Annotated in this window: 32 protein-coding genes; 27 read left to right on the forward strand and 5 right to left on the reverse strand. The window is 58.7% G+C overall.

Features of this window, described 5'->3' with window-relative positions; genetic code table 11:
- Position 1 precedes the first annotated feature (1 nt).
- From J2X71_RS01180 to J2X71_RS01195, 4 genes are all read left to right on the forward strand, one after another.
- The gene (locus tag J2X71_RS01180) at positions 2-499 is read left to right on the forward strand and encodes a hypothetical protein (RefSeq protein ID WP_310378234.1); all 498 of its coding nucleotides are present in this window, start codon (positions 2-4) and stop codon (positions 497-499) included.
- Complete coding sequence (locus J2X71_RS01185) at positions 496-837, forward strand: hypothetical protein (protein ID WP_310378235.1); 342 nt, start codon at positions 496-498, stop codon at positions 835-837. Before J2X71_RS01180 ends, J2X71_RS01185 begins: the two co-directional genes overlap by 4 nt.
- An 87-nt stretch (positions 838-924) precedes the next feature.
- Positions 925-1,701 (forward strand): hypothetical protein, encoded by a 777-nt coding sequence (locus J2X71_RS01190; protein ID WP_310378237.1) that lies wholly within the window; start codon positions 925-927, stop codon positions 1,699-1,701.
- Positions 1,691-2,803, forward strand: a complete 1,113-nt coding sequence (locus tag J2X71_RS01195; protein WP_310378239.1) for a pentapeptide repeat-containing protein — start codon at positions 1,691-1,693, stop codon at positions 2,801-2,803. Before J2X71_RS01190 ends, J2X71_RS01195 begins: the two co-directional genes overlap by 11 nt.
- Positions 2,804-2,806: 3 nt before the next feature.
- On the opposite strand, the gene J2X71_RS01200 is transcribed toward J2X71_RS01195, so the two are convergent.
- Complete coding sequence (locus J2X71_RS01200) at positions 2,807-3,049, reverse strand: hypothetical protein (protein WP_310378241.1); 243 nt, start codon at positions 3,047-3,049, stop codon at positions 2,807-2,809.
- 122 nt (positions 3,050-3,171) lie between these two features.
- Between J2X71_RS01200 and J2X71_RS01205 the strand changes: the two genes are divergently transcribed.
- Positions 3,172-3,900 (forward strand): hypothetical protein, encoded by a 729-nt coding sequence (locus J2X71_RS01205; protein ID WP_310378243.1) that lies wholly within the window; start codon positions 3,172-3,174, stop codon positions 3,898-3,900.
- Here J2X71_RS01205 and J2X71_RS01210 read toward each other — a convergent pair.
- Positions 3,897-4,835, reverse strand: a complete 939-nt coding sequence (locus J2X71_RS01210) for a hypothetical protein (RefSeq protein WP_310378245.1) — start codon at positions 4,833-4,835, stop codon at positions 3,897-3,899. The two genes, J2X71_RS01205 and J2X71_RS01210, sit on opposite strands and share 4 nt — an antisense overlap.
- Positions 4,836-4,976: 141 nt before the next feature.
- On the opposite strand from J2X71_RS01210, the gene J2X71_RS01215 reads away from it, so the two are divergent.
- Positions 4,977-5,606 carry a hypothetical protein gene (locus J2X71_RS01215; RefSeq protein ID WP_310378247.1) on the forward strand — a complete coding sequence of 210 codons (630 nt, stop codon included), beginning with the start codon at positions 4,977-4,979 and terminating at the stop codon, positions 5,604-5,606.
- A 46-nt stretch (positions 5,607-5,652) separates the two neighbouring features.
- Positions 5,653-6,099, forward strand: a complete 447-nt coding sequence (locus J2X71_RS01220; protein ID WP_310378248.1) for a hypothetical protein — start codon at positions 5,653-5,655, stop codon at positions 6,097-6,099.
- A gap of 132 nt (positions 6,100-6,231) precedes the next feature.
- Here J2X71_RS01220 and J2X71_RS01225 read toward each other — a convergent pair whose 3' ends face one another.
- From J2X71_RS01225 to J2X71_RS01235, 3 genes are read right to left on the reverse strand one after another with little or no spacing between them, the layout of a single operon-like run.
- The gene (locus J2X71_RS01225; RefSeq protein ID WP_310378250.1) at positions 6,232-7,128 is read right to left on the reverse strand and encodes a hypothetical protein; all 897 of its coding nucleotides are present in this window, start codon (positions 7,126-7,128) and stop codon (positions 6,232-6,234) included.
- Positions 7,125-7,619, reverse strand: a complete 495-nt coding sequence (locus J2X71_RS01230) for an HNH endonuclease (RefSeq protein WP_310378252.1) — start codon at positions 7,617-7,619, stop codon at positions 7,125-7,127. The genes J2X71_RS01225 and J2X71_RS01230 overlap by 4 nt, the downstream gene beginning before the upstream one ends.
- Complete coding sequence (locus tag J2X71_RS01235) at positions 7,501-7,998, reverse strand: hypothetical protein (protein WP_310380109.1); 498 nt, start codon at positions 7,996-7,998, stop codon at positions 7,501-7,503. The genes J2X71_RS01230 and J2X71_RS01235 overlap by 119 nt, the downstream gene beginning before the upstream one ends.
- A 163-nt stretch (positions 7,999-8,161) precedes the next feature.
- Between J2X71_RS01235 and J2X71_RS01240 the strand changes: the two genes are divergently transcribed.
- The 20 genes from J2X71_RS01240 (at position 8,162) to J2X71_RS01335 (ending at position 24,097) form a co-directional block, all read left to right on the forward strand.
- The gene (locus J2X71_RS01240; protein ID WP_310378254.1) at positions 8,162-8,680 is read left to right on the forward strand and encodes a hypothetical protein; all 519 of its coding nucleotides are present in this window, start codon (positions 8,162-8,164) and stop codon (positions 8,678-8,680) included.
- Positions 8,677-8,997 (forward strand): hypothetical protein, encoded by a 321-nt coding sequence (locus J2X71_RS01245; RefSeq protein ID WP_310378256.1) that lies wholly within the window; start codon positions 8,677-8,679, stop codon positions 8,995-8,997. Before J2X71_RS01240 ends, J2X71_RS01245 begins: the two co-directional genes overlap by 4 nt.
- 51 nt (positions 8,998-9,048) lie before the next feature.
- Complete coding sequence (locus J2X71_RS01250) at positions 9,049-9,837, forward strand: hypothetical protein (RefSeq protein ID WP_310378257.1); 789 nt, start codon at positions 9,049-9,051, stop codon at positions 9,835-9,837.
- 285 nt (positions 9,838-10,122) lie between these two features.
- Complete coding sequence (locus tag J2X71_RS01255) at positions 10,123-10,614, forward strand: terminase small subunit (RefSeq protein ID WP_310378259.1); 492 nt, start codon at positions 10,123-10,125, stop codon at positions 10,612-10,614.
- Positions 10,615-10,616: 2 nt separating this feature from the next.
- Positions 10,617-12,791, forward strand: coding sequence for a terminase gpA endonuclease subunit (locus tag J2X71_RS01260; RefSeq protein ID WP_310378262.1), 2,175 nt, complete (start codon positions 10,617-10,619; stop codon positions 12,789-12,791).
- A gap of 9 nt (positions 12,792-12,800) precedes the next feature.
- Positions 12,801-13,064: a hypothetical protein gene (locus J2X71_RS01265; protein ID WP_310378264.1), complete on the forward strand. Its 264-nt coding sequence runs from the start codon at positions 12,801-12,803 to the stop codon at positions 13,062-13,064.
- A gap of 2 nt (positions 13,065-13,066) precedes the next feature.
- Complete coding sequence (locus tag J2X71_RS01270) at positions 13,067-14,734, forward strand: phage portal protein (RefSeq protein WP_310378266.1); 1,668 nt, start codon at positions 13,067-13,069, stop codon at positions 14,732-14,734.
- 131 nt (positions 14,735-14,865) lie between these two features.
- On the forward strand, positions 14,866-15,045 hold the full coding sequence (locus J2X71_RS01275) for a hypothetical protein (protein WP_310378267.1): 180 nt from the start codon (positions 14,866-14,868) through the stop codon (positions 15,043-15,045).
- Complete coding sequence (locus J2X71_RS01280; RefSeq protein WP_310378269.1) at positions 15,042-15,446, forward strand: hypothetical protein; 405 nt, start codon at positions 15,042-15,044, stop codon at positions 15,444-15,446. Before J2X71_RS01275 ends, J2X71_RS01280 begins: the two co-directional genes overlap by 4 nt.
- A complete protein-coding gene (locus J2X71_RS01285; RefSeq protein ID WP_310378270.1) occupies positions 15,443-15,841 on the forward strand; it encodes a hypothetical protein in 399 nt (132 codons plus the stop codon). Before J2X71_RS01280 ends, J2X71_RS01285 begins: the two co-directional genes overlap by 4 nt.
- A gap of 115 nt (positions 15,842-15,956) precedes the next feature.
- Entirely contained in the window at positions 15,957-17,075 is a 1,119-nt protein-coding gene (locus tag J2X71_RS01290) for a hypothetical protein (protein WP_310378272.1), read from the forward strand.
- A gap of 27 nt (positions 17,076-17,102) precedes the next feature.
- Positions 17,103-17,483, forward strand: a complete 381-nt coding sequence (locus J2X71_RS01295; protein WP_310378274.1) for a head decoration protein — start codon at positions 17,103-17,105, stop codon at positions 17,481-17,483.
- A gap of 32 nt (positions 17,484-17,515) precedes the next feature.
- Complete coding sequence (locus tag J2X71_RS01300; protein WP_310378277.1) at positions 17,516-18,538, forward strand: major capsid protein; 1,023 nt, start codon at positions 17,516-17,518, stop codon at positions 18,536-18,538.
- An 80-nt stretch (positions 18,539-18,618) separates the two neighbouring features.
- Positions 18,619-18,945 (forward strand): hypothetical protein, encoded by a 327-nt coding sequence (locus J2X71_RS01305; RefSeq protein ID WP_310378279.1) that lies wholly within the window; start codon positions 18,619-18,621, stop codon positions 18,943-18,945.
- A gap of 5 nt (positions 18,946-18,950) precedes the next feature.
- Positions 18,951-20,120, forward strand: a complete 1,170-nt coding sequence (locus tag J2X71_RS01310) for a hypothetical protein (protein WP_310378281.1) — start codon at positions 18,951-18,953, stop codon at positions 20,118-20,120.
- Positions 20,117-20,362 (forward strand): hypothetical protein, encoded by a 246-nt coding sequence (locus J2X71_RS01315; RefSeq protein WP_183852169.1) that lies wholly within the window; start codon positions 20,117-20,119, stop codon positions 20,360-20,362. Before J2X71_RS01310 ends, J2X71_RS01315 begins: the two co-directional genes overlap by 4 nt.
- 1 nt (position 20,363) lies before the next feature.
- The gene (locus J2X71_RS01320; RefSeq protein WP_310378283.1) at positions 20,364-22,460 is read left to right on the forward strand and encodes a hypothetical protein; all 2,097 of its coding nucleotides are present in this window, start codon (positions 20,364-20,366) and stop codon (positions 22,458-22,460) included.
- Positions 22,457-22,819: a hypothetical protein gene (locus tag J2X71_RS01325; protein WP_310378285.1), complete on the forward strand. Its 363-nt coding sequence runs from the start codon at positions 22,457-22,459 to the stop codon at positions 22,817-22,819. Before J2X71_RS01320 ends, J2X71_RS01325 begins: the two co-directional genes overlap by 4 nt.
- 9 nt (positions 22,820-22,828) lie before the next feature.
- Entirely contained in the window at positions 22,829-23,290 is a 462-nt protein-coding gene (locus J2X71_RS01330; RefSeq protein ID WP_310378287.1) for a hypothetical protein, read from the forward strand.
- An 18-nt stretch (positions 23,291-23,308) separates the two neighbouring features.
- Positions 23,309-24,097 (forward strand): hypothetical protein, encoded by a 789-nt coding sequence (locus J2X71_RS01335; protein WP_310378289.1) that lies wholly within the window; start codon positions 23,309-23,311, stop codon positions 24,095-24,097.
- Positions 24,098-24,111 lie beyond the last annotated feature (14 nt).

Consider the following 24,111-nt stretch of genomic DNA (forward strand, 5'->3'; position numbering starts at 1 on the left):
TATGTCGGCAGCAATACAGATCGAGCGTCTTCATAATCCAGCATGGAACAGCCGTTTCCGCCCGCGTCCCTCGGAGATGAAGCTCGATGTCGTCCGCCTCGGCTCCGAATACGATATCGCCCACATCTGTCGGGTATGGCAGCGTGTCATGCTCTTCAAGTTTGATTGCCTGCCGGACGACCTCGATGTGATGTGGTCACTCGCCGACGTTCTGCTCGGCAACTTCAGTCGACCGGGCGTCTATGTGTCCGAGGCCGTGGTCAGCATTGACCGCAAGCTGATCGAAGAGTTCCGGCAGCAGGTCGACTTCATCTGGGATCATCTGTGCGAAGAGCACAACGACGACCTCTACGAGCTGGTCGGCGACAACTGGGAACGTATCGAGGGCGTCCGTGCCCCGATCGTCTCCATCGAGGATGCTAACCGCGCTCATGACATCATCATGGCGCTGTATCCGTCGTGGGCAGAGAACGTAGTCCAGATCCGGGAGAGTGCATGATGGCTGCTCGCAAGCCCAAGCCGGAAACCGTGGCCGCCCCGGAGATCGCCGCTGTTGAGAAGCCGCCGATGAACTACATCCCAAACCCTGTCACGTTCGCCGGACAGACGCCGCGTACTCGCGACGATATCTCCCTTCGCGATGCTATCCGCGCCCGGCTGTCCGTCGTCGAGAACGCAGTGATTGCGTTTGTGGACGAGAAGCTGAGCGAAGGCTTTGCGCCAGCGGAGATCGAGGAGCTCTATGCCCTCGAACTGCCTCTGCTCCTCGGATATCGCAAGGACGGTGGCAAAATCCGGGTGTCGTATGATGCCCAGATTGTCGAGCGCGCGGGATGAGCGATAGGGCCGAAAACGCAGGGCTTCGCGCTTGTATGTGCGAGGATTTACAACCATATAATCGGCACCCGCGATATGGAGGTGTCGATGCCCTTTCAATCCCGCAATCACAATCCCCTGCCTCAGGTGGTGGAATTGAAAAGTGTGGTTACGGAGATTGAAGAAACGCCTGGGCGATACAAGCTTGAGACTGAGCTCGGCATCTTCGAAGAAGATATATCCCTCGACAAGGCTACAATCTCGGTCGGTCTGACGAAGGCATCCCTTTCACTTGCCATCGACGGCTTGGACATGGACGAGAAGACCAAGTTTGGCGTTCACCATGTCCCATCTCGCATGATGAAGGTGAACCGCAAGGCAAACATTGAAGCTGGCGTCGAAGAAGCGAAGGCATACGAACTGATCGCTGGCGGCGAGATTTCGATGCTCACCCCTTCCGGGAAGGCGTCCGCGTCGAAATCCGGGAAGACAACTCACACTGCCAAAGCGAGCTTGCAGGAAGAAACCGAAGTGCAAATGGAGCACCTTCCTGTGAAGTACGTAGGCAATGAAACGTGGCGAGTCACAGACCCCTCCGGCGAAGTCCTGGATGCCACCTATCTGAACTACGACACCCTTTGCGAAATGACCGCGAAGGCCACGAAGCCGAACCGTGTCCAGGCTGTGCTCTCCGTTCACGCCAAGGCGAAGGACATCAGTGCTGTCGTCACCAGCGACGGCAAGCTGTTAAGTGACAGGACGAGATGGAACAAGGAGCGCGTTTTGGGCATCCTCGTTTCCAAGGCCCTGCATGAAGTCGCAGAAGATGCCAACTACCGCGGAACCGTAACCTTCAGCGCATCGGTTGCCACGGATGAAGGATGATCTCGTCCTTGATGCGCTGATCTCTCCAGCGTCGAAGGAGAAGATGAACAAGGTTGTCGCCAGCACGAGCGGCAATTTCGGTCAGCTCGTAAGGATCGCCGGGCTTGATCCTGCGACAGACCTATTGCATTCCGACCTGCGGAATGTTGACCTGACCGATACCGATCTGACCGGATACGATTTCACGGGATGCGACCTTCGTGGCGCTCGTGGCATCCGCGTGAAATGGAGTCCCGAAACTGTTGTCCTGACGGACGCGCTTATCGAAGGATCTTTGTTCGCCCATCGGATGGCGATCTTCACTGCTCTCGCGAACCCGGAAATTCGTCTCTTGCACAGACGGATCAGTGGCCTTTCTTGGCAAGATCAGGTCGTTTGGGCAATTCGCAACGTCCGCCGCGGCGTTCCGGATCTGGAGCGGAACCGCCTGCTCGCCGCAAGTCTGTTCGAGCGTACGACTGACTCATTCTTGAAGGGCGAACTTCTTAAGTACCTTGAGAAATCGACTTCCGAGGGTGACGAGCAGATCTACAATATGATGCTCGACATCATCAATGGTCACAGCAACGACCTGCATCTCATCTCGAAGACGATTAAGATATTGAACGAATCGCAGGCGTTTGGCCGCGCCCGTTTGAAGTCTGCCGTAGAAGCTCTGTTGAGCTCCAGTGACAATCGAATTGTGGCCCTGGCCATCCGGTTCCTCGTTTCCGTCGGAACAAAGGAAGAGATCCGGGAGCTGTCAGAATTTGCCCTGAGCAAACGTGCTGCACCGCTGCGATATGCCTTCATCGGCACGCTCGTAGGACGACTCGGTGCGGGCTATGACATGATCGCACGGAATCCGACTAACAAGGATCTTCGAGATATTAATCGGGGTCTGCCCGCCGAAGAACTCCTTGTTCTGATCAGAAATATTCGACGGGCGTACCTGAACGAGCAAGCTGGTATCCGCGATGGCACTCTACGAGATGAGCCTAAGATCTCGAAAGAATTTGGCGCCGCAATAGAAGGAAACTTCATAATCGAGAAACTCGACCAGATGTTCGCTCGCTTGGCCGAATTCGGGATGCCGCGGATCAAGATTCCGCAAGGGACTTGAGGATCACCTGACTGGTCTGTCTTTCGAGATCCCGTACCTGTTGCCGACCACCCCACCGATCACAGCTAGGATGAGGGCCGCAGGAACCCCGGCCGCGCCACCCATGGCCGCAATACCAACACCACCAATAAGGAGACCGAGGATTGCCCCGGCTGCGGCGCCAATAATCGACCACTTTGTTTCGGCCGGGCGAGCTTTCGCCGCGCCTGAGATCTTCTGAGCGCCCGCAGATATTTTTTGCTTCATGTGATTCCCCAGATGCCCCTAGTAGTTGCTGCGGACCTTACTTGTCTGCAACCTGGGCAGCAAGATCACCCCTGTCACGACTCAGTTCGCGCACGTAAAATTCCCGTCGAAGGAGATTTACGATGTCGTCACGACCGAATACCCCGCCGCCCGGATGGGGCAACGATACCCTTACTGCCTATCTGGACGAATTCCGCGGCAACCAGTTCGCCACCTACCACAACAAACGCCAGCAGGTCGCCGACCTCATTACTCTCGACGAGCTGTTCGAACGCCTGCTCAAGGGCGCGCGGGATCCTGACCCGCAGATGCCGATGACCTTCCTGCTGCGCGCGCATGCCGCCTACCGGGTTGCCGTTAGCTCGGTGCTCGGCGGACAGCTCTATGAAGCGCAGGCGCTGCTCCGCCTCGCGTTAGAGCATGCGTCATACGGCTTCTTCATCGGCGGCGACACCGCGCGCTGGACACGATGGATGAAAAGAAACGACGACGAGAAGTCGAGGAAGATCGTTCGCGAGGAATTCACCGCCGGGGCGATCCGACGCGCGCTCAAGAGGGCCGACGCGAAGATCGGCGGTCACTTCGAATTTCTCTACGAACGCCTGATAGACTTCGGCGCGCATCCGAACGAGCAAGGCTTCTCTATGAGCACGAAGCTCAAGAAGGAACCTGGCGAGACGCACATCCTGTCCATCTATCTGCACGATGACGGCGTGCCGCTGGACTTCGCCCTCAAGAACACGGCGCAGATCGCCATCTGCGTCCTGCAGATCGCATACCTCATCTATCCGACCCGTATGGAACTGCAGCAGATCCGGCAGGACCTCGACCAGATCACGACGCGCTACTAGCGGAGGAAGAACAGCGCGACCACGCCGAGACCGAAGGCCGCGCCGAGCAGCTTCGAAATCGTCGACAGCTGCTTTTCTATCCGTAGGAGACTGTCCCGCGTTCCGACCTCGGGAGACTTCGCAGCCGCTTCCTCGGCCTTCTCCTTATCGACCAGGACGTCGTAGTGATCAGGAGCCTCGGGCACTGCGTCGAGCTTGTAGGCTATCGAGAAGTGATCAGTACGGGCGCGTGTGGTTCCATAGGTTTTGTCTTCCGGCCGAAGCAGCATTCCGAAATCATGCGCGTGATACGGCTCCGAGAGCGACGCGTCCACTTCGTGTTGAAACAGCTCGGCGACCATGTACAAGGATGCGGCGCGAACTGGCGCAGACGAAACCGACATCCGATGGACGAGAGCAGAGAATTCCGCTTCGTCCATGTATCCCTCCAGCTCGAGATACGGAGCCGTGTGATCCGACGGCCAATCGTCCTTCGTCGGATCCACATACATGAGGCACCCCGGCTCACCTGCCATCAGGCCTCCGTCGGGGACGTCGGTGGAGGTCATGCCGGAATAGCCGATGCCGTCTAGCGTCGTTGCCTTCTTCGTTCCACCGACCTTTCCTTTCGGAAGCGGTTTTATCTGGACGTCGATGGTGCGGAAGGTGCCGACGCCGCCTTCCGGCACGCGGAACACCGTAATCCTGTCCTTGAACCGTCCCTTGGCGAGTAGCCTAGAGGCGACCTTGTAGTTCGGCGAACCTTCTGCCGGCTTGTTGTAACCGTCGTGCTGCCAGTCGATAGCGTGAACGATCTCGATATCGGTCAGGTCGATGCGCACGCCACGCGGCACGCATGTGCTCATGAACGGCCTGCCGCTCGACAGCTTGTCCGGATGGTGGAGCGTGTGATTGTTCGCGAGCGTGCTGCCTGCTGTATCCTGAAAATATGACATTGATCCCCCTGGTCGGCCAGATGCTATCTATGGTCGAAATATTCGGCAAGACATCTATAAAATTTGCCCGGATTGAAGTCCGAAATCTTAAGCCGAGTGAGAGTAGATGCGCCGCGCTCTACTATCAATTCGAGGTTCACAGTGCCTGGAGACTACACATTTTGGGTTCCCGCTCATGAAGCGGGTCACGCCGTCGTCGCAATCGCATCGAAGAACATTCCCGAGTACGTGCGGATATTCCCCGGACAGAATCGTGGCGGCGTGGCAATGCTTGCAGATAACCGCACCAACGATAACGACTGGGAAGCGAAGATTGCTGCTGCGGGCCTTGCCGCGGAGATGATGGTACAGGATGCAGAACGCCCTACGCTGCCTGAAAAGGAATTCTATCTGGCCGCCCTGAACCGTGCGCTCTCGGATCGAGAATACTTCGCAAGGCATGTGGACTTCGCCGCGATAAAGATGGATCCCAATGATCTCCCCGCGTTGACCGAGCTCTTTTTCAAGTTCGCATGGCGTGACACGCGTCCAGTTATATTAGCGAACATGCCTATGTTCACAGCTTTCCGCACCGCGTTGACTGGTTATCCCTTCGTCGGCATCGCGAGTATTCGGAAGATTGTTCGGGGGGAAACTCCCACCGGACAAGATCTCGAACGCGATCGACAGCAGGAACGATGCGTGGATGCAAAGATCCCCTATGTCGAGCCGCCGGATAGCTTTGGATCGAAGATGCTGGATCGCATCAAAGGGCTGCTGCGACGATCCTGATTTCTGCCGGCGTTTGCGCCGTGCCCCGCCAGCACACACCATTCTCTTGGGCACCGATTACGAGGAGGATGTGATGCCGCTATTGGAAATCAACGAAGACGAGATCATGACGCTTCTGGGCGCTCTGCGCACCGAAATGAAGGACTGGGACGGTCGCATACAAGGGGCCGCCCCTCGAAAAGTCGAATGGATCAAACGAAACATCGACAAATGCTCGGCTCTTCGTGAGCGATTGCATCACGCTGCCTGCTCGACAACTGGAAATGAATCCGAAGAGCCGTTGCTGGTCACCGAGATCACCGAAGCCGAAGCAAAGCGTCTGACGGCGGTCGCCAACATGATCATTGCGGAGATCGAGGTAGCTGAATCGCTTAAGCGAATGGAGGATGCCGAGAGTCAGTCAATATTCGTGCCTGACCCGACCAAGATTCCATTCGCTAGTGCCGTCTGGCACCACAAGCTCGGATGGATCCATCCGACGACAGGAGCATGATCAACTGAGAGCGGAACACCGGGGAGGAGCAGTCTTTCATGCCTGTCCCCGGCACCTTGCGGCCGTTCGTCGATCGACGTCCCGACCCGTATCGCCGGAATTTAGCCGGCGGCCGCGCCGTACGCAATCGTCTCAAGCCTTGTCGAACGGATCGTCGTCGTCATCGAGGTTCTCGAAGAACTTCTCTGCCTGCTTGTCTCGTATTGCGTTGTCTAGCGTATCCGCCATTGCAGCGAATATGTCGCCGAGCTTCTGCAGGTAATCGTCCGTCAAGTCGTCGTGCGTATTGCCTTCTTTGTCGACGCCGTTGCGATGGACACAGTCGTGCCGCTTGTCGACGGATTTCATCACTAGAGCGCGGTCATCCTTGTCGCGGGGCAGTATGGGCTTCCCGAAACAGGATTCGCAGATGCTGTTGACGGCGCGGAGATTGTGGAAGGACATCCCCTGAAGCGTAGTCTTGACCATCTCCTTCACGATATCGGGGTTGTCGAGGATGGTTTCGAGGCTAATCTGCTTGTCCTTAAGACCATCGAGCTTGAGCATCTGCCGTTGTACGGCCACATCCTCCACGGCCGCTCCGATGATAGCGTCCGATAGGTATGCTTCCAGGATCGAGTAGGCGGTGACGAAAAGCATGCGGTTTCGGCTGCTCGCTCCGAACGGCGTGCCCAGCTCGCGGACGTTACTTCTCCAGTCGGCGAGCGCACGCCGGAAGATCCCATAGGCATCAGGCTCAGGTTCTGGTTCCTCGTAGTCGTCATAGGTGTCGTCGACCTTGATCGTGACATCGACGTCTGGCGCTTTCTCAAGCTCTGCCGACCAGCCGTATTCGTCGTGGCGGATGATGACCGTCCAAGCATCTTCGTCTTCGTCGTACTCGCAAAAGACTTCTTCGTAGTGCTCACCCTGATCTCCGGGAACCTTGAGCCACGTCGCGCTTATGTTCTTGCAGTGCGGGCATGTGAAGCTGACTTCGACATCGCGCTGCGACCATAAATCGTGCATGTATTCCTTGACTGAACTCATGCGACCTCTTCCTGCCGAGTCAGTCGGCCTGCATTCTTCGTGAAGTTGCACTGGTAGCACTCAGCCTGCAGATTGCCGATGTCGTTGGTTCCGCCATCGAGGACATGGATCTTGTGGCCCTTCGTCCATGTGTTCTTGTAGCGTGGATCCGGGCGCATCGGGATCTCGTCCCAAGGACGTCCGCATTCTGCGCAGGTCGGACTGGCAGCTAGAAGCGCTCTCCATTCAGCGGACGTGTGCTTACCGCCGTTCGCTTTCATCCTTTCCTGTCGGAGCCGACCTCGAGCGTTTCTGCAGTCCATGCAGCGATCCCACGAGTTGAAGCGAGAGCCGCCGCACTTGGTGCATCGCTTCAACGGCATCAAAGGTACATCAGACATCCAGTAGCGCTTCCTTGCGGAGATCATCAGCCGACCGATAATCCGTATCGCGGCCCGGCCGACGGATCCAGACGTCAAGCCATGCATTACGGCTGGTGCCGCCAGCGACATGGCGAACCCACTGCGAGACGCTATCGAACTTCCGGTCCTCGCCCTGAATCCTATCGCCACGAACTTCAGCATAATGGCTTTTCCCCTTGTAGCTCATGCGCAGCGCGGTGCCATTGATGAGGAAGACAGGCTTCCAAAGATGACCGCTCAAGATGTCTTTATCGTTCTTCCCGGAGTTGCGCACGCGCTCCTCCTCGGCGAATGCCTCTAAGCCTGCTTCTGTCCAGAAGCCATCTTCGGTCGTGTTACGCTCCACGAAATGCTCGACCTGCTCGGCCGCGAGATGCACGGGATCGAGCTTTCCCCCGGAGCGGATGACGATCATGTCATAGAGCGCGCGCGGAAATGGGATTGAGATGTAGTCGGTGACGCTGTCCATAGCCTTCTCCTTCTGCGTTTCCTAACGTCAACTATTTTGCACTACGCATCGTAGGAGTCAATAGTGCTATGTCGTAGATTTTTCCTATCGCGGTTTCTGCCGGCGTTTGCGTCAGGCTGAGTGGGCGCACACCATCATAGGCATCGAATGCAAGGAGGCGGCGATGGGTGACGATGTTCTGGATATGCAGAAGGTGTTCTACGACGAGCGGATTCCGCTGGAGCGCAAGGAACGCTGGCAGGAAATAGCCTCGTCAATGCCCTACGTTCCGGTGCGTGGCGATTGGAAAGTCCGCATTCTGCCGCCTACCATGGGCGCGATTGCTCGTTTCCATGTCATGCGCGGCGAGGCACACGTCAGCGTCTACTATGACGAATACTGCCGCCTCGGTGGGCGGGATGATGGCTACTGGGAGATCTCGCCTGATATTGATGGCAACAACGCTCGCTTTGGGCGGGACGATGCCAATGAACTCGGTGCGGCCATCGAGATGTCGCTGGTGGCACAGGAAGCTGCTCCTGTCGTCGATGCTCTTATGGACAAGATCAAGGCAATGACTCCGGATCAGCGAGGCAAGGTCGAGAGGTTCTGCGCCAAGGTCGTCGCACCTCCAATCGCTGGGGATATCTTCGACGACATCTTCCGGGCGGCCGTCACAAAGCCAGCTGCAGGTGCGGCATGAACGCGATCCGCTGGGAGCAGGACGTAATCTACGGCGCTCTCGTCGATGTCTGGGGCGGATGGATGGGCCGCGTGAATATGTGTGAGGTGCGCCTGCTGGATAACGGTTGGTGGCGCCTTCGCCTCTATCGCTCGTATCCGGGGTCTTCTGGCAGAGATAACTGGTTCGCGGATTTCGAAAGCTTGGACTCGGCTCAGTGGATCGCTGAGGAAGGCGTGCATGCGTGGCTAGATCTGCGCGGCCTGCAGAAGGGACCCTATGAGAGCTATGGCTGCGATTCATGCCGCCTCTCTGTCGGATCGACGAATCTCGCTTGATATTAACATTTCACTGTTGGAGGATGCGCACCTGCAACCCATGAGCGATCCATGATCTTCCGCCATATTCGGAAACTTCGCAGGATAGACCTGAAGCCCCTAGAAAACGTAACATCCCGAACTGTTCGGGAAGACCAATCAAGGACAGATTGGGAGAAAATCGGAGCGATTGGCACGATAGCCGGGGCAGCCGCAACCCTCGCGGTAGGTCTTGGTGCCATTGGGGTCTATTTATACCAAGCCAATATCGCCGAGAAAGGCCTTATCGAGCCGTACCGTGTGCCATCATACGTGGCGATAATGCAGAAGTTGGACTCAATCTGCTCTGATTTCGACCATGTCTATCCTGGAGTAGTGATCAGCAGCAGTGAAAACGGCACGATATTGGTCAAGGAAACCTTGTCCGACATGCCGCTTAAACAATTCATTGCATTTCAAAAGCGGATTCAGGCGAAGGCTGACCCTCTTATGGCAGATGCCGCGATTCACGCGGGGGTCAGCGGGAATTCCCGAGAGAGGGAAATTTTCATGGGTCTTGCAGGTGAGTTGGAGCGATACTCATTCCAGAGGACAGGAATACCCGATCGATACCAAGACGGCCAAGTTTGGATAGCAACTTTCGCTCGGGATTGCAGGAGCACTTGGTACTCACTCTTGGGAGCGCTTGGAGGAAACTTCCGCGAGAAGCCGTACCCTGGAGACGTCCGTGTTCTATCAATGGCGGAATTGAGAAAGCTCGAGCCTACGGTGTCTGAATGGATTACGGATCGGCAAATGACGCCTCGCCCTGCATTTCCACAAGACATGCTGCCGCCTGAGGCAGGGGCCGGGGGCCCCTGAGGGTGCCGGTCTCGTGCGGGTAATTCGCGACCCCACTCGAACACTCCGTCAAAATTTTTGAAATTCCATTCAACATCAGCATCCCCTCCGTCATTGAATTGAATCTTGCAGACGTTGGCAGCCTCCTAGTCCCAGTAAACACTGGGACTTTCATTCATGGCTCCTCGCAAGACCGCATCCGACCGGGTGCTGAAATCGACAAATTCCACCCCTCAGCCTCCACCATCCGCGCCAGAGGATTCAGCACCCATCGCATCCACGCGGTCGGAAGCGAAGGCACGGCATATGTCACTTCAGAAGCTCGCCGCTTTCCTAAACAGAGATCGTAACACCGTCCAGAAATACATCGATCAGGGCATGCCTGTGGTCGAGAAGGCTGATCGTGACCGCGGGATCTCATGGGTCATCGATTCCGCCGAAGCTATCCGCTGGCTCGAGGAGCGCGCAGCCACCAAGGTTGCCGAAAAGATCGGTGATGTTCGCGGGATGTCGGAGGACGAGGCCAAGGCTCAGACCGCTGTCATGAAGATGATCTCGGCGTCGGTCGCTGCTGCCGAGGACATCCGTATGGTCGCCAAGATCCAGGACATGCTCGACCTCGTGCGCCGAGACTACGCCGAACTGCGCCTCCGCCTCGTTGCCATTCCTGACACTCTCGCGGGAAAGGTCGACGCCAAGATTTCCTCGAGGATCCGCGACGTCGCCGAGGAGCAGATCAAAGGGGCGCTTAAGGCGCTAGTCGCCGACACTGAAGCGGACGCGCTGCGGAAGGGCTGACCATGACCCTGAACCTGCACGACATCCGAGCGGAGGCTACCGAGCTTCTCTCCGAGTCCGACTTCCTTGAAGGTCTTGAGGAGTTCAAGCAGCTTCTCGCCAACTATCGCGCAACCTATCTCGGCTGGCCGGAAAAGCCCCCCTTCGTCAATTGGGTCTACGACAACGTCACTCTAACGGCGCAGGAGTCATCACGCGCCGGTCCGATGTGGTTGTCCGTCTATCAGCGGGCCATCGGCAACGCCGTCTTCCACGATCCCAGCTGCAGACAGGTCACGGTCCTGAAGGGTGTGCAGATCGGATATTCCAAGTTGTTGCGCGTCATCTTCGCTTATTGCGTGGCTGTCCTCGCCAAGCGCATCTCCGTCGTTTTCCCAACCGACGGCGACACCGAGCGGTTCTTCAAGGATGAGATCGCCACGCTCTACGGCCGGGTCCGAGCCGTCGCCGACATCATCCGCGAGATCAAGCGGGGCGAGCCTGCCGACACCATGGCCGAGCAGCGGTATGCGAACGGTGCCATCGCCTACTTCCGCGCCGCCTTCAACGAGGACAGCCTGCAGTCCTTTACGTCGTGGCTCCAGCTCGCCGACGAAGCCGACCGTGATGGATGGCAGCCGCGTGGCCATTCAGCAGGTGACAAGGTCTCTCAGCTCCGTAACCGCGGCACTGACTTCGTGGACTCGAAGCTGATTATCGGATCGACGCCCGGCATCCGGGACATCTCCGTTGTCTGGAAGGAATGGGAGACCTCAGACAAGCGCAAGCTGTTCATCACCTGCCCGAAATGCCAAACGACTCAGGAACTGCGTTGGGGCGGCAAGAAGACACGGTACTGCTTCCGTTGGGATCTCGACGAGCATGGCCATGTCGCGCGCGCATACTACAAGTGCGACACCGACCACGATTGCTATATCCACGAGGACGCGAAGGAAGCGATCATCGAGGCCGGTGAATATCGGCCGACTGCCATCCCCACCCAGCCGGGGAACGTTGGTATTCATGCCCCTTCGTGGATTTCGATGTCTCCTGGTGCCGCTTGGAAGATCCTCGCACAGCAGTGGCTGGAGGCGCAAGGCGACCCGCAGAAGCTGAAGGAGTTCGTCACCTTCAAAATGGCGGAGCCGTGGGACGACATCGGACAGGGCATCGACGAGCATACGGTCTCGACCCTGTTCAAGGATTACCCGGAGGAGGTCCCCGACGACGTGGTGGTGCTGACGGCGGGAGGGGATACCCAGCGAAACAAGGAGGGCAAGGGCACAGGGTTCGAGGTTCCGAGCCGGGAGTTCTCCGTTGTCGGATGGACACGGTATGGCCAGATGCGGGTGATCGGCCACTACAAGTTTCTCGGCAAACCCGGCGATGCGTCTCCCGACGAGGAAGTCAGGAACTTCATCCGGAGGAAGTGGAAGCGCCGCGACGGCCGCACCATGCAGGTCATCGCCACGGCCATGGACTCAAACGGCGGATTCGCTGACGAGGTGCGCACGTTCGCCGCATCGTTCCGCGGAGAACGCGTCTGGGCGATCATCGGCGACAACAAGGCCAAGGGAACCCGCAGCACCTACGTCTGGCCAGCGAAAGCGACTACCAACAAGATCAAGCGCACGCAGTTCTACCGTATCGACTCCGGCCTCGCGAAAGATGCCGTCTTCCGGCTCATGCAACAGGACGGCGACTACGCCCCGATGTTCCCGCGATCGATGCCGCCCGACTACCTTGAGAAGCTCCTGTGCGAAGAGCGGAAGAAGCTGAAGACAGGCGACTACTGGCAACCGAAACGCGGCCGCCGTGCGGAGGAGGAATGGGTCTGTCTCGCCTATGCGTATGCCGCCCTCAAGGGTCTCCAGCTCTCCGACACCGGAGCTTGGGGCGACTTGAATCTTGCAGCCACTACCCTCGGGATACCGGAGACGATCCACGATCCGGAAACCGGGGAGATTGGCTATCGCGGCCTCGACATGTCGGCACACGCTCAGGAGCGGCGTGCGGCTGCCGGTCCGCTCTTGGTCGAACCCGAGAAACCAAAGCGTGGATCCCCGGTGAAAGCGCAAGCCCCGGATCGAGTGGTCGATCCTCCCAAGGCTCAGGTCGCGCCCCAGCCGAAATCACAGCCTGTCGAGGTCAAGCCTCGCAAGGTGATGAGACAGATTAAAGCGGGATGGCCGCGGTGATGAGGTAGCATGGCAACGAGAATGTTTGATTTCTGGTCGGCTCTCGAAATTCGAGAAGCGATCGTCGGTTTGGAGCAGGGAATCTCCACGGGCGCAGCGTCCGTGACGACCTCTGGTCCTGGTGGTGGCAGCGTCACTTGGACAAGTCGCGACAACTACAAGGCCATTCTCGAAGATCTCTATGCCGCTTGGGATCGCGCCAATGGTGGCATCGACACGGCCGCGCAGCCGGCCATCCGACGTGTCCGTATCATCGCAAGACGGGGGTGGTAATCATGACCTCTGTTGCCGCAACTGCCGCGTTCCCGAAGAGGAATTCCAATCGAGCTGCCAAGCCAAAGGCGCCTTTGGAGCCTGCTGTCGAAACCAAGAAAGGTCTCGACATAGAGGCCATGTCCCCGTCAAACCGCAACTTCCTGGCACGCCATGGGATCATGAAGTCGACGAGGTCGGCGTACGACTCCCCGTTCGCATTCGGCAAGTCCCAGAGCTATCACGAAGCTGCCAGCAGTTCCCCCTCGATCGAATGGGCGCCGGACTATGGGCCTAACGCTGCCAATGGCGAGATCGAGACGTTGCGCCGTCGTAGCCGGTGGACGTTCACCAACGATTCCTTCTTCAAGAACGCCTGCGAAAACCTAGCCAACAACGTCATCCACTACGGCATCAAGCCGCGCATCAAGGATCCTATCCTTCGAAAGCTATGGCGGAAATGGGTCAGGGAGGCCGACGCGAGCGGAGCGACGGACTATTACGGTCTGCAGCACAGCATCATGGTAGCGCTTGCCCGCGACGGCGAAGTTTTCATCCGTTTGCGCCAGCGTCGCCCGGGCGACATGAAAAGCGGAATCCTCGTACAGCTCCAGGTGCTCGAGCCGGATTACGTTCCCCTGAGCGAAACTCGTATCCTCGAGAATGGCAATATCGTCATCTCCGGTGTCGAAAAGAACCAGTTCGGCCGCGTGGTGGCTTACTGGATGTACGACTATCATCCAAAGGACGTGGTCCGCCTCAGCTCTGGAAACCTGCCGCGCCGCGTTCCGGCGTCGGAGGTTATCCACGTCTACAAACCAGACCGCTCCGAGGGTACACGCGGCAAGCCTTGGGGCACCTCAGCACTCAATAAAACTGAAGGTCTGAGAACCTACGACGACGCCGAGCTGGAGCGCAAGAAAGGCAACGCCATGCACGGTGGCTTCCTGCGTCCCCCCATGGGTGAGGATGGAAAGGCGACGCTTGGCGTAGAAGGCCAGGACGGTGACGGTATTGATTTCGCCGGAATGACACCCGGAACTTGGACGATCACGCCGCCCGGCTACGAAGTCGACTTCGCGAACCCTCCGGGCAACGATCAGAACTATCCCATCTACCGCCGCGAAGGAATGTCAGAAGTATCGGTCGCTTTCGGCCTCTCGGTCGAGCATGTGACCCTTAATTTCGAGAAGTTGAACGACAGGCAGTGGCGCGCCAACAACCTCGAAGTCTCGCGCGGCATCGAGTCTATCCAGAACCACATCATTATTCCGAAAGTGGGACAGGCCGTTCTCGAACGTGTAGTGACCGCCGCCTACCTCGCTGACATGTGGAAGCCTGAGGACGGGAACACCGTAGACGACAGCTTCGACGTGGATTGGATCGTCCCGGCGCGTGGTCACATCCACCCTGTGCAGGACGTCACCGCTCATAAGGAGGCTGTCGCCGCCGGCTTCATTAGCCGTAAGCGCGTTGCCGCTTCCTATGGTGACGACGTCGAGGATATCGACGAAGAGAACGCAATCGACCAGCAGCGCTCGAAGAACCTAGGCCTGCAGTATGCCGTCTACAACGCCCTGTCACAGCTTGATTTTTCCACGATCCTCGCTAAGGCGCTGCGGCCGCAGGACATTGCCGCATTGTCTGACAACGACGCCTCTGACCCCGGCTCGATGGCCTCTTCTGGATAACGTACAAATCCGTTGACACTATAAGCATACACGTTGAAAAATAATGGAAATTCCAGCACTTTCACCCTTGCAAAAGGGAGTTAGCTCCGGAATCACTGTCGGCGTTCGAAAACACCACCAAGGAGGTCTCTGTGTTTCTCGTCGACTTCTCAGCGTTCGAAGATGAGCGTTATCTCATCGTCATCAACACTCTCCGCCCCGAAATGAATCGCATCGAGAAGGTGAGCGATGCTCGCTTTATGCAGTTCATCGAACGGGTGCTCGACATCAACATCCCGGTTTCGGAAATCGAAGAGGAGTTCGCAGCATGAGCGGCAAGGAAACGATGGAATCCCTCATTCAGCGCGTCCGAGTTCTGCTGCCCCAGGCTCTCAGAAACCTCGGAGACAACATCGTCGCGTCGGGCGATGTAGACGTTCCGTTCGATGAAGAAGGCGCAAGCTTGCTTCTGTGGATCGACCTTTTCCCCGGGCGTGTCGGACGCGGGTTCGATATCGGCGTAAATGCGATCGTCGTAGGTGGTCGCTACGCCGAAGTTGAGCACGGCGAATATGCGCCCGCTGACGCGATCAGCGTGTGGTACAACTCAACGCCCGCTGTCATCGTCGGCTCGCTGGACTCTCTAGTCGAGCTGTACTCGCTCGATGGCAGCGTTCGCGAACTGCTGCGACGCGCTGGCAACCGCGCCAAGCGTCAGGGGGTGGCAGCATGACCGAGCGCAAGCCTATGCCCTTGGTACATCTCGACGCGCCTTTTCCGGTCTTCGAGGACGTTGTGCCGCACATCGAAGACCTGACGATGCGCAGCCGTTCTTACATCGCTCAGGAGCCGCCGTTGCTCTCCGGGCACCCATACCGCGACCTGACAGTCGCTGTATGGCTCCAGCGTGTGCCGAATGGGTATTATGCCCACCTCATGGTCGCCGAACGGGCGTTCGTCAAAAGCGAGTGCCCGGCCGACGGCCTCGCCTTCGACCTCTCCGAGCTCCTCAAGAAGAAGGAGGTGCGGCTTCGGGACGTGTACACGTATCTGAAATCGGAAGCCTGGCTCCAGCTGCTACTTAGCGAGTACAACATCCGGTGGCTGAACGACAACGCGGTCGACTAGTCCCACGACACCTGAAGCCCCCGATTTCGGGGGCTTTCATTTTTCTGCGCCATCGCGCTCGAATCTTGCAGAGGTCCAGGCAACGCTCGTCTCACACTGATCATGAGACGACGGAATGCCCGCACCCCATTACAAACAGCCACCCACCGATGCCCGAGCCGTGCGCTCTGGCTACGCGCGTGCTTTTGCGGGTAAGCCAACCTCCGTCGACGAAGCCTCTCGGTCGTTCGATGTCATCGTGACGACCGAGGCACCCGTCCGCAGGTGCATCCCGGATCCACGTCTTCCCGATCCGGTACCAGATTCCATGGACTGCTCGTACATCGAGGTCGACGAAGTTCTTGTCGCCGCTGGTGTAGATTTCGGCCGCGCCCGTGGCATGCCGCTGATCGATTGCCACGATACCTATTCCGGCATCGCCAAGATCTTGGGCAAGGTCGATGAGCTGAGGATCGAAGGCGACGCCATCGTGGGTCGTGCCTCCCTCGCTCGTCTGCATGCCGAGCTTTTGCCGGACATCGTCGATGGTTTCTTCGGCAACATCAGTGCCGGCTACGACTACGACCTCAAGCGCGATGCCGTCCTTATCGAACGCCCGGGCGAAGTTCCGCTGCTGCAAGTCAACAGGTGGCTACTCACGGAAGCTTCCATCGTGCCCGTCGGCGCCGATCCCTACGCATTCATCCGCAGCGCCTTTGCGCCGCCCCCGCCGATGCAACAGCGCTCGGCCACACCCAAACAGGAGAGATTCATGGATATCGAAGAACTGGTCTCGGCCGCCGAGGCCGCAGTCGCTGCTGCCGACGAAGCAATTTCAGCAGCCGAAGATGCCGTCCCGACAGAACTCGTCGATCGCATCAAATCGCTTCGCGGCATTCGTGCAGATGACGACGCCGAACATACCGGCGAAGCCGATCCCGAGAAGAAGCCGGGCGAGGAAGATGCCGGCGCCCGCGCCGAGGACGCATCCGACGAGGCCGACAAGCAGGAGTACGAAAACCTACGGTCAGTCGCCCGTGGCTACGGACTCGGCAAATACGTCGACGACCTTCGCGCGCTGGGAACGCCGGCGGCTGACGCCAAGCGCTCACTGTCGAAGGAAGTCCAGAAACGTGGCGCCACCGGCACCTCGTCCGCCGATAAGCCTGTCGTCGTTAAGCCTGCCCAGCGCGCTGCCGACACGTCCATCAACACCAACGACATCTACGGCGCTCGCGCCAAGAACAAGCGCTGATCGGCGCACAGCTAGGGAGATAGCACCATGACCGTATTCAACGAGCCGCGCCACGACGAGGGCTTCCTCATTTCCGAAGAAGAGTTCGGCCGCAGCCGCGACACCATCACGCTGAAGGCAGGATCTGCTTACCAGCCTGGTTCGGTGCTGATCCCGGAGATTTCCGGTGGCAATCCGACGGGCCTTCACATCCTCGCCACCAACGCTCTCGTCGACGCCACGCCGACGGCTGGCCTCGTCATTCTTGCCCGTTTCAAAGACGCGACGGCTGCCAACACCAAGGGCGCAGCCATCGTCGGTGACGCTCAGGTCAAGGACACGGAGCTTGTCTTCGGCGCAGCCACTGTCCTCGCCGACCTGAAGCCGGGTCTCGCTCTCAACCGAATCGTCGTGCGTCAGGCCATCTGACTGCCGGAACAAATAGTGAACAGGAGTCACACATGAGCTTCGCAAACATCATCCGCGGCGATGCATTCAGCTTCACCAGCCTGACCAGCGCCGTCAACAAGATCCTACCGGAGCCGGAAGGCCTCGACACGATCTTCACCTTCAACGAAAAGGGCATCAACACCCTGACCGCCCTCGTCGAGTATAAGGACGGCAAGCTTGGTCTCGTCCCGACTTCCGAGCGCGGATCCGTCGGCAAGGCAATCAGCTCGAACCGCCGCACCGCCCGCCCCATCTTCGTTCCGCACTACCAGGAATTCGATGCCATTATGGCGACGGAAGTCCAGGGCGTCCGCCAGTTCGGCAGCGAGTCCGAGTTCGAAACCGTTATGTCCAAGCTAACCGAAAAGCAGACGGACATGGTGACGAAGCTGAACCGCACCCTGAATTACGCCAAGGCTGGCATGATCCAGGGTTACCTCTTCGACGCCGACGGCTCGGTAATCTACGACTGGCATCAGGAACTCGGCTTCACCCGCAATTCCTTCGAGTTCGACATCACCAACCCGAACATCAACATTCGCGATATCGTCGTGAAGATGAAGAGGCAGGCCGAAGTTAAGCTGGGTGGCTACACCTACAGCCGTTTCGTCTGGCTTCTGCCGCCAGAAATGTTCGACCTCGTGGTCGCCCACGTCTCGCTGAAGGAAGCGTTCGACCGTTGGCAGGACGGCGCATGGAACCGCGCTGACAACCGCAAGGGCTTCGTAATCGCCGACAACGTCGAGATCCGTTCCTACGACGTGAACACCACAGGCGCTCTGGATGGCAGCGGCAATCCGATCCGCATGTTCCCGGCAGACAAGTCATACCTCGTTCCGGATTCCAACGCCCTCTTCCAGGTGCGTTACGCTCCTGCCGACACGATGGAAGCTGCGAATACAATCGGCCTTCCGTACTACAGCGCATCGGAACCGAAGCCCTTCAACAAGGGCGTCGATGTGACCGCTGAATCCAACTTCGTCGTGTACTCCGAAAAGCCAGACGCGATCGTCGAGGTCACCTTCGCCGACTAAGGCGCAGGTCACAGCGCAGCCGGGTTCACCTCCTTGCCCGGCTGCGCACCCCATTCTCATTCCCTATTCGGAGCGGCCGCATGGCAAACACAATTGATTCCCCCGTCTCCACCCTCGGCGAATCCTTCGATGTCGCTCTGCTTGATTCCGCTCGTGTCTCCGTGATCCCGGTCGCCGCCGACACCACCGTCAAGCACACCCTCGCCGGCACGACCACGCTCATCACCATTGCTGTCGGTCTCGACGCCTCCGCAGCTGCTCTGACCGTCGTCCGTGGCTCCTCATACGATGCCGCCAAGGCGTGGCCCCTGATGCCGGGATATTTCCCGTTCGGTGTGCCGGGTGGCAGCCGTGACATTCATTTCAACGCCGCGGCCGACACGGTCGTCTACGTCATGGAGAACTGATCTACATGATGGTTCCGAACGTCATTGGCTTTGGAGGGAGCGGTCACGAATTCACCGCCGACGATCTGCTGAACCTCGAAGTCGAGGCGCTGGAGACAGCTGCCGGCTCCGAGGCCGTGATTGTGCGCACCACCGACGGCCTGCGACTTCTGACGACGCGACAGATCCTTGCTCAAACGCTCTCGGCTGCCGGCACCCTGACAGGAACGGAGAAAGTCGTCCTCAGAACCGCTTCCGGTCTCGTCGAGACGTCGCTCGCACTCATTCGATCATTCGTATCGCTTGATCCCACCAAGATCCGCATCAAGAAGCGGCTTCTTACACGCCTGTCGGATGGCGGCGATCACTGGATGTGGACGGCCTCGGGCACAGCGAACCGTCAGATCATCCTCGATATCGTCAAGGCGAACTTCCTGACGGCTGCAGAGCAGTCCCTTGCGATCGCCGAGCACATCGATTGCAAGCTGTGGGTCTGCTCGGGTGGCGGTGGTGGGGGTTATAACCATGCTCAAGCATTCGGCGGACATCCAGGCAACCTGACGATCCGCGAGTTCAAGCTTTCGGACGTGCCGACGGCTTCATGGTCATTTCAGGTCGGCGCAGGCGGATCCGGCGGCAACGTGGGCGGAGCCAGCTATTTTGGTCCTAATGGATCTGTCTGTCACGCATTCTCGCAGGGCGGCTGGCCGGGCGGCCAAGGCACGGCCAATCAGGGCCTTTTCTACGAGCTGATGAAGTCTTACGGGGCTGATCGCGTCCTCGCGACGCATCTTGGAGACACGGCCAACGACTGGACGTCGAACGCACCTCATGGATGGGTCGGCCCCGGTGGTGGTGGCTCTCAGATCTGGGCGCTTCGCCGCGGCGGAAACGGTTCGATGGGATCCAAAGTCAACTTCCGGCAGGGATCTGTCGAATCCTCGACGGTTTCCACCTCACGGACGTACGACGCACCAAAAGGTCAGGACCACAATCCTCTCTACGCAGATTCATGGGGCGCAGGCGGCGGAGTTGGCGTTGGAGCCACCGTCGGACCTAACGGCCCAGGAGCTGGTGGCTTTCCGGGCGGTGGTGGTGGCGGATCAAACACCACCAACCAAGCGCAGATTGCCTGGGGGGCGGCTGGCGCCATCAAGATTCAATTCTGGCTGACAACGATTGAGGTGACCGCATGAGCGATCCTTTCGAAAACCGATTCCTGGTCGTCGGCGAAGACGCCACAGTGATCAATGTCGTCGTTGGATATGTCGACGTACCCAAGGCAGGAATGATCGCACAGACTGCTGAGACGGGTATCGTCGGCATTGGATGGGTCTTTAACGCCGACGAGACCTTCACTTCACCGGGCGGCCCCGTTGCCGCGCCGATGCCCGATTACCTGAACTCTGCCCCTGCAGAAGAAGCTGCGGAGGCCTGACATGATGGTTCCTAACATCACATCCACCGGAACTGGCGGTGGCATTCCCGGACAACGAGGCAAAAGCGCTTACGAAGTCGCCGTCGACAACGGTTTCGATGGCTCCGTGGTCGAATGGCTCGCTTCCCTTGAAGGTCATGACGGCGCGAGCGCCTATGCGGTTGCCGTCGCAGAAGGCTTCGATGGCTCGCAGGCCGAGTGGATTGAATCCCTGAAGGGTGAAGCCGGGGTTGGGCTGACCAATCGCGGCGCCTTCGTACTGGGATCCTCCTATTCGCCGTCGGACTATGTATTCGCCCCCGGCAATTCCTCTCCGACGTCCATGTTCATTTGTCAGGCATCGGGGCCATTCGTGGCCTCCGTCGCGCCGGCTGCCGATCCCGATCGATGGGTCGAATTCTCTGCTCCCGCGGGTGCCGACGGTTCGGACGGAAAATCCGTGGAACTGCGTAAGACCTCGACCGCGATTCAATGGCGCCAGGTGCCCGACGGCAACTGGGCCGACCTTGTACTCCTCGCCGATCTCGAAGGAACCGACGGCAAGTCCGTTGAACTGCAGAAGACATCGACCGCCATTCAGTGGCGGCAGACTGGGGGCGTATTCGCCGACCTCGTGACTCTCGCCGACATCACCGGAACGAGCGGCCGCGATGGAATCGACGGTGCCCAGTATGTCGTCAGCACCATGTCGACCGTCACGCTACCATCAGCTGTTACTGCGATCCGTGCAGGCGGTTATTACACTCCGGGTGACGGCGGGGCGGCCCTGTATAAGGTCGTTGCAAGCCAGCCTGCGCATGGTGGCAAGTTCCAAACCGCGGATTCTCGGTGGTGGGAGCTGCAGGCATCGGGCGAGGTCTGGGCACAGCAATTCGGTGCGAAACCGGAGGCTGGTTTCAACAACTCGCCCGCGATCAACGCCGCTACCGATTTCCTTGTCTCTAAGGATGGTGGCTACATCAAGTACGGCCCTGGCGTCTATGAGCTCGGTGCCGAGGTCACCCTGAAGTCTCGCGTCGTTCATAGCGGCGTGGGTCGGCGTGTGACGTGGCTGCGGCGGAAAGACGGATATCTTGGCGACCTATTGAAGACGCAGGACTTTGACACTCTCTGGACAGGCGACAGCGCCAACGGCCCGAACCGTTTCGGCATCGAACACATGACGATCCACGGGCGGAAGGACCAGAACCCGACGTCCACCGGGTGGAACATCAGGATCTACGGCCGCGCATATCATATCCGCGACGTTGACTCCGAATACTGTTGCAACGGCGGCTACTACAGCCGCTGGGGTTCGGTTGCTGCGGCGTGGGACAACGACACGACAGATAGCGCTGGTGAGTGCTTCATCGACGAATTCTTCGTGCAGTTCTCGCGTCAATGGCCCATTTTCGACGGCCCCCACGATAGCCAGATCGGCCGTATGCTGGTGTCCATGTCGCGGCACTTCATGGATGCGCTTCAAGGATCAAGCACGTTCGAGATCGGACCTCGCGCTTCCGGCTCGCAGTTTGCTCAGCTGCATTGTTGGGGCGACAGTCCGGAATGGTGCCTGACACAGTACGCGCAGGCGATCTCCATCAGTGATCTCATCCTCGATGATGCTCGTGCGGGCACGGGTCTCACGGGCGGCGGATTGCTGAAGATGCTCGGCTCAGACTGCTTCATTCAGGGCCGCGGCGTCCAGTGGGGAAACGACAACATTAAGGGTATCCAGCTCGGTCAGCCGGGCACGGCGACAGCGCAACGGAACCGCATCACGATGCTCCTGACATCGGTACCAGCGGTGGCCATCGACTTCTCTGACGACGGCGGCAATGACATCGACCTCACGGTGACAGCATATTCGTCGACACTGAACTGGACCGGAACGCGTCACGCGACGACGACGTTCAAATACGCCGAACGTGGATCCGGCGCAGGCGCGAACGACATCTTCAGCAAGTTCGGGGCGCTTCAGGTTACGCGCCAATCGCTCCGTATCGAGCCGCGGAGCAGCACGCCGACGGACACGTGGGAAGACGGACTGCTCTATTACGACAGCTCGCTGAAGAAGCTGCGGCTCTACAACAACGGCGTGTGGGTGAATCTCGGATGACCGCCCGCATCTTCGCCAGAGTAGCCCCCACCATCATGCGGACGTTCCACGAATCCGCGTCAGCAACATGGATCCGGCATGCCGACGGCGGTACGTCGTCGGATCCGTTCGTCATCCGGTTTCACAAAGCCAGCGAGGAACTCGATGCCGACGGGTTCGTGCAGCAGTCCGGCAAACCGCAGGCGGTCTGCGCGAAGGCCGATGCACTTCGTCTTGAGCCGTCGAGAGCGAACGGGCCAGCCGAGTCGATCTTCCGCAACAACGGCCGCGATCAGGTCGTCATCAGTGGCAAGGCCTTCGATATCGAATCTTGCAGCGACGACGGCTACGGTCTTCTGACATTGAAGTTGATTGGGTAGCCCGAACGCATGCCGCACGTCCGCACACAGCTCAGAAATGCCGTTAAGACGAGGCTGTCGACCATCCCGTCGATCAAGGGCGCGCACAACATGTCTCGGCACTTCCGAGACTATCAGCACGACAATTTTCCGGCGGCGCTTGTCGCTGTGATGGAGACTTCCACTCCGCAGCCGGGCGGTCTGATCGGCGAACGACCCGTTACCCGGAGCTACCGCATCCAGATCCAGATCGGCGTCGATGTCGATGAGCCGGACGCCGAGGATATCCTCGATGCGGTTGGCCTCGACGTTGAGAAGGCTTTCGTCAGCCCCGAGCTGGGCATCGGGAAGGTCGCCAACTGGGTCTACACCGGGACCTCTGCGATCGATGGCCAGCCGACCGAGAGCGGTTTCATGCTGACGCAGACGCTTTCTTACACGGCCGAAATCCAGACGCTCGACGCCTCGCCCGACATCAATCTACACCCCTGAATTCTTTAGGAGAACAAAATGGCAACATACCCTATCAAGCAGCTTACTACGATGCAGCGCCTGCTCGGCGGTGTTGCTCTATTCCGCCCGCAGGGATCCGTGAAGTGGGTCAAGATCGGACCCTGTGAGTCGGTAGAATTCACGCCCAACATCACCACAGTAGATGTTTACACTAACGAATTCGGCGATCGTCGATTGATCCGGAAGATCACGACGACCAAGGAAGGCAGCGTCGTCCTTAATGGCATCGGGGCTTGGACGGAGTGGCTCTATCAAGCTCTCTTCATGTCTGCTCCGAAATACCTGACGCAGGCCGCAATCGCGAATGGCAGTCTCATCATCACCCATGTCGAAGTCGGCGGTGTTTATGAGCTTCCGGGCAAGAAGGGCACTGTTTCCGGTATCACGGATGGCGCCGCCTCGGATCCGGTGACCTACGTTGAGAACACGCACTTCATCTTCCATCCAGCGAGTGGTGTCATCGAAATCCTTGCCACGCCTGCCGGCGCAACTGAGGATATCGAGATCGAGTACACGCTTCCTGCGATCACCGAAGCAGACAAGCTGATCGACTACTCGATCATGGAGACCAGCGGCACGCGAGGTGAGTTCCGATACATCGGCGATGCCAAGGTTGGTGTCTCGGTCGACCTTCGTCTCGCAGACGTGGAATTCCTTCCCAATGGCGCGGTGTCGTCCGGTGACACCGCTAATGCGAACGTCGGGTCACTGACGGGCGCCGTATATGCGACCGCTGACAAAGGTTACGGCAGCCTGCAGGGCCTTGAGAAGATCACTTACGCCTAATCCTTCGGGAGCCG

This window comes from Rhizobium sp. 1399, from assembly GCF_031455475.1.
GTDB lineage: Bacteria > Pseudomonadota > Alphaproteobacteria > Rhizobiales > Rhizobiaceae > Rhizobium.

Bases quoted from the DNA above. Each gene is read 5' to 3' on its own strand.
- J2X71_RS01210 (WP_310378245.1), bottom strand. From the start codon at position 4,835: ATGTCATATTTTCAGGATACAGCAGGCAGCACGCTCGCGAACAATCAC.
- J2X71_RS01330 (WP_310378287.1), top strand. From the start codon at position 22,829: ATGCCGCACGTCCGCACACAGCTCAGAAATGCCGTTAAGACGAGGCTG.
- J2X71_RS01325 (WP_310378285.1), top strand. From the start codon at position 22,457: ATGACCGCCCGCATCTTCGCCAGAGTAGCCCCCACCATCATGCGGACG.
- J2X71_RS01315 (WP_183852169.1), top strand. From the start codon at position 20,117: ATGAGCGATCCTTTCGAAAACCGATTCCTGGTCGTCGGCGAAGACGCC.
- J2X71_RS01265 (WP_310378264.1), top strand. From the start codon at position 12,801: ATGGCAACGAGAATGTTTGATTTCTGGTCGGCTCTCGAAATTCGAGAA.
- J2X71_RS01310 (WP_310378281.1), top strand. From the start codon at position 18,951: ATGATGGTTCCGAACGTCATTGGCTTTGGAGGGAGCGGTCACGAATTC.
- J2X71_RS01300 (WP_310378277.1), top strand. From the start codon at position 17,516: ATGAGCTTCGCAAACATCATCCGCGGCGATGCATTCAGCTTCACCAGC.
- J2X71_RS01225 (WP_310378250.1), bottom strand. From the start codon at position 7,128: ATGAGTTCAGTCAAGGAATACATGCACGATTTATGGTCGCAGCGCGAT.
- J2X71_RS01245 (WP_310378256.1), top strand. From the start codon at position 8,677: ATGAACGCGATCCGCTGGGAGCAGGACGTAATCTACGGCGCTCTCGTC.
- J2X71_RS01270 (WP_310378266.1), top strand. From the start codon at position 13,067: ATGACCTCTGTTGCCGCAACTGCCGCGTTCCCGAAGAGGAATTCCAAT.
- J2X71_RS01230 (WP_310378252.1), bottom strand. From the start codon at position 7,619: ATGTCGCTGGCGGCACCAGCCGTAATGCATGGCTTGACGTCTGGATCC.
- J2X71_RS01305 (WP_310378279.1), top strand. From the start codon at position 18,619: ATGGCAAACACAATTGATTCCCCCGTCTCCACCCTCGGCGAATCCTTC.
- J2X71_RS01240 (WP_310378254.1), top strand. From the start codon at position 8,162: ATGGGTGACGATGTTCTGGATATGCAGAAGGTGTTCTACGACGAGCGG.
- J2X71_RS01180 (WP_310378234.1), top strand. From the start codon at position 2: ATGTCGGCAGCAATACAGATCGAGCGTCTTCATAATCCAGCATGGAAC.
- J2X71_RS01255 (WP_310378259.1), top strand. From the start codon at position 10,123: ATGTCACTTCAGAAGCTCGCCGCTTTCCTAAACAGAGATCGTAACACC.
- J2X71_RS01195 (WP_310378239.1), top strand. From the start codon at position 1,691: ATGAAGGATGATCTCGTCCTTGATGCGCTGATCTCTCCAGCGTCGAAG.
- J2X71_RS01280 (WP_310378269.1), top strand. From the start codon at position 15,042: ATGAGCGGCAAGGAAACGATGGAATCCCTCATTCAGCGCGTCCGAGTT.
- J2X71_RS01335 (WP_310378289.1), top strand. From the start codon at position 23,309: ATGGCAACATACCCTATCAAGCAGCTTACTACGATGCAGCGCCTGCTC.
- J2X71_RS01200 (WP_310378241.1), bottom strand. From the start codon at position 3,049: ATGAAGCAAAAAATATCTGCGGGCGCTCAGAAGATCTCAGGCGCGGCG.
- J2X71_RS01185 (WP_310378235.1), top strand. From the start codon at position 496: ATGATGGCTGCTCGCAAGCCCAAGCCGGAAACCGTGGCCGCCCCGGAG.
- J2X71_RS01295 (WP_310378274.1), top strand. From the start codon at position 17,103: ATGACCGTATTCAACGAGCCGCGCCACGACGAGGGCTTCCTCATTTCC.
- J2X71_RS01250 (WP_310378257.1), top strand. From the start codon at position 9,049: ATGATCTTCCGCCATATTCGGAAACTTCGCAGGATAGACCTGAAGCCC.
- J2X71_RS01235 (WP_310380109.1), bottom strand. From the start codon at position 7,998: ATGGACAGCGTCACCGACTACATCTCAATCCCATTTCCGCGCGCGCTC.
- J2X71_RS01290 (WP_310378272.1), top strand. From the start codon at position 15,957: ATGCCCGCACCCCATTACAAACAGCCACCCACCGATGCCCGAGCCGTG.
- J2X71_RS01285 (WP_310378270.1), top strand. From the start codon at position 15,443: ATGACCGAGCGCAAGCCTATGCCCTTGGTACATCTCGACGCGCCTTTT.
- J2X71_RS01260 (WP_310378262.1), top strand. From the start codon at position 10,617: ATGACCCTGAACCTGCACGACATCCGAGCGGAGGCTACCGAGCTTCTC.
- J2X71_RS01320 (WP_310378283.1), top strand. From the start codon at position 20,364: ATGATGGTTCCTAACATCACATCCACCGGAACTGGCGGTGGCATTCCC.
- J2X71_RS01205 (WP_310378243.1), top strand. From the start codon at position 3,172: ATGTCGTCACGACCGAATACCCCGCCGCCCGGATGGGGCAACGATACC.
- J2X71_RS01190 (WP_310378237.1), top strand. From the start codon at position 925: ATGCCCTTTCAATCCCGCAATCACAATCCCCTGCCTCAGGTGGTGGAA.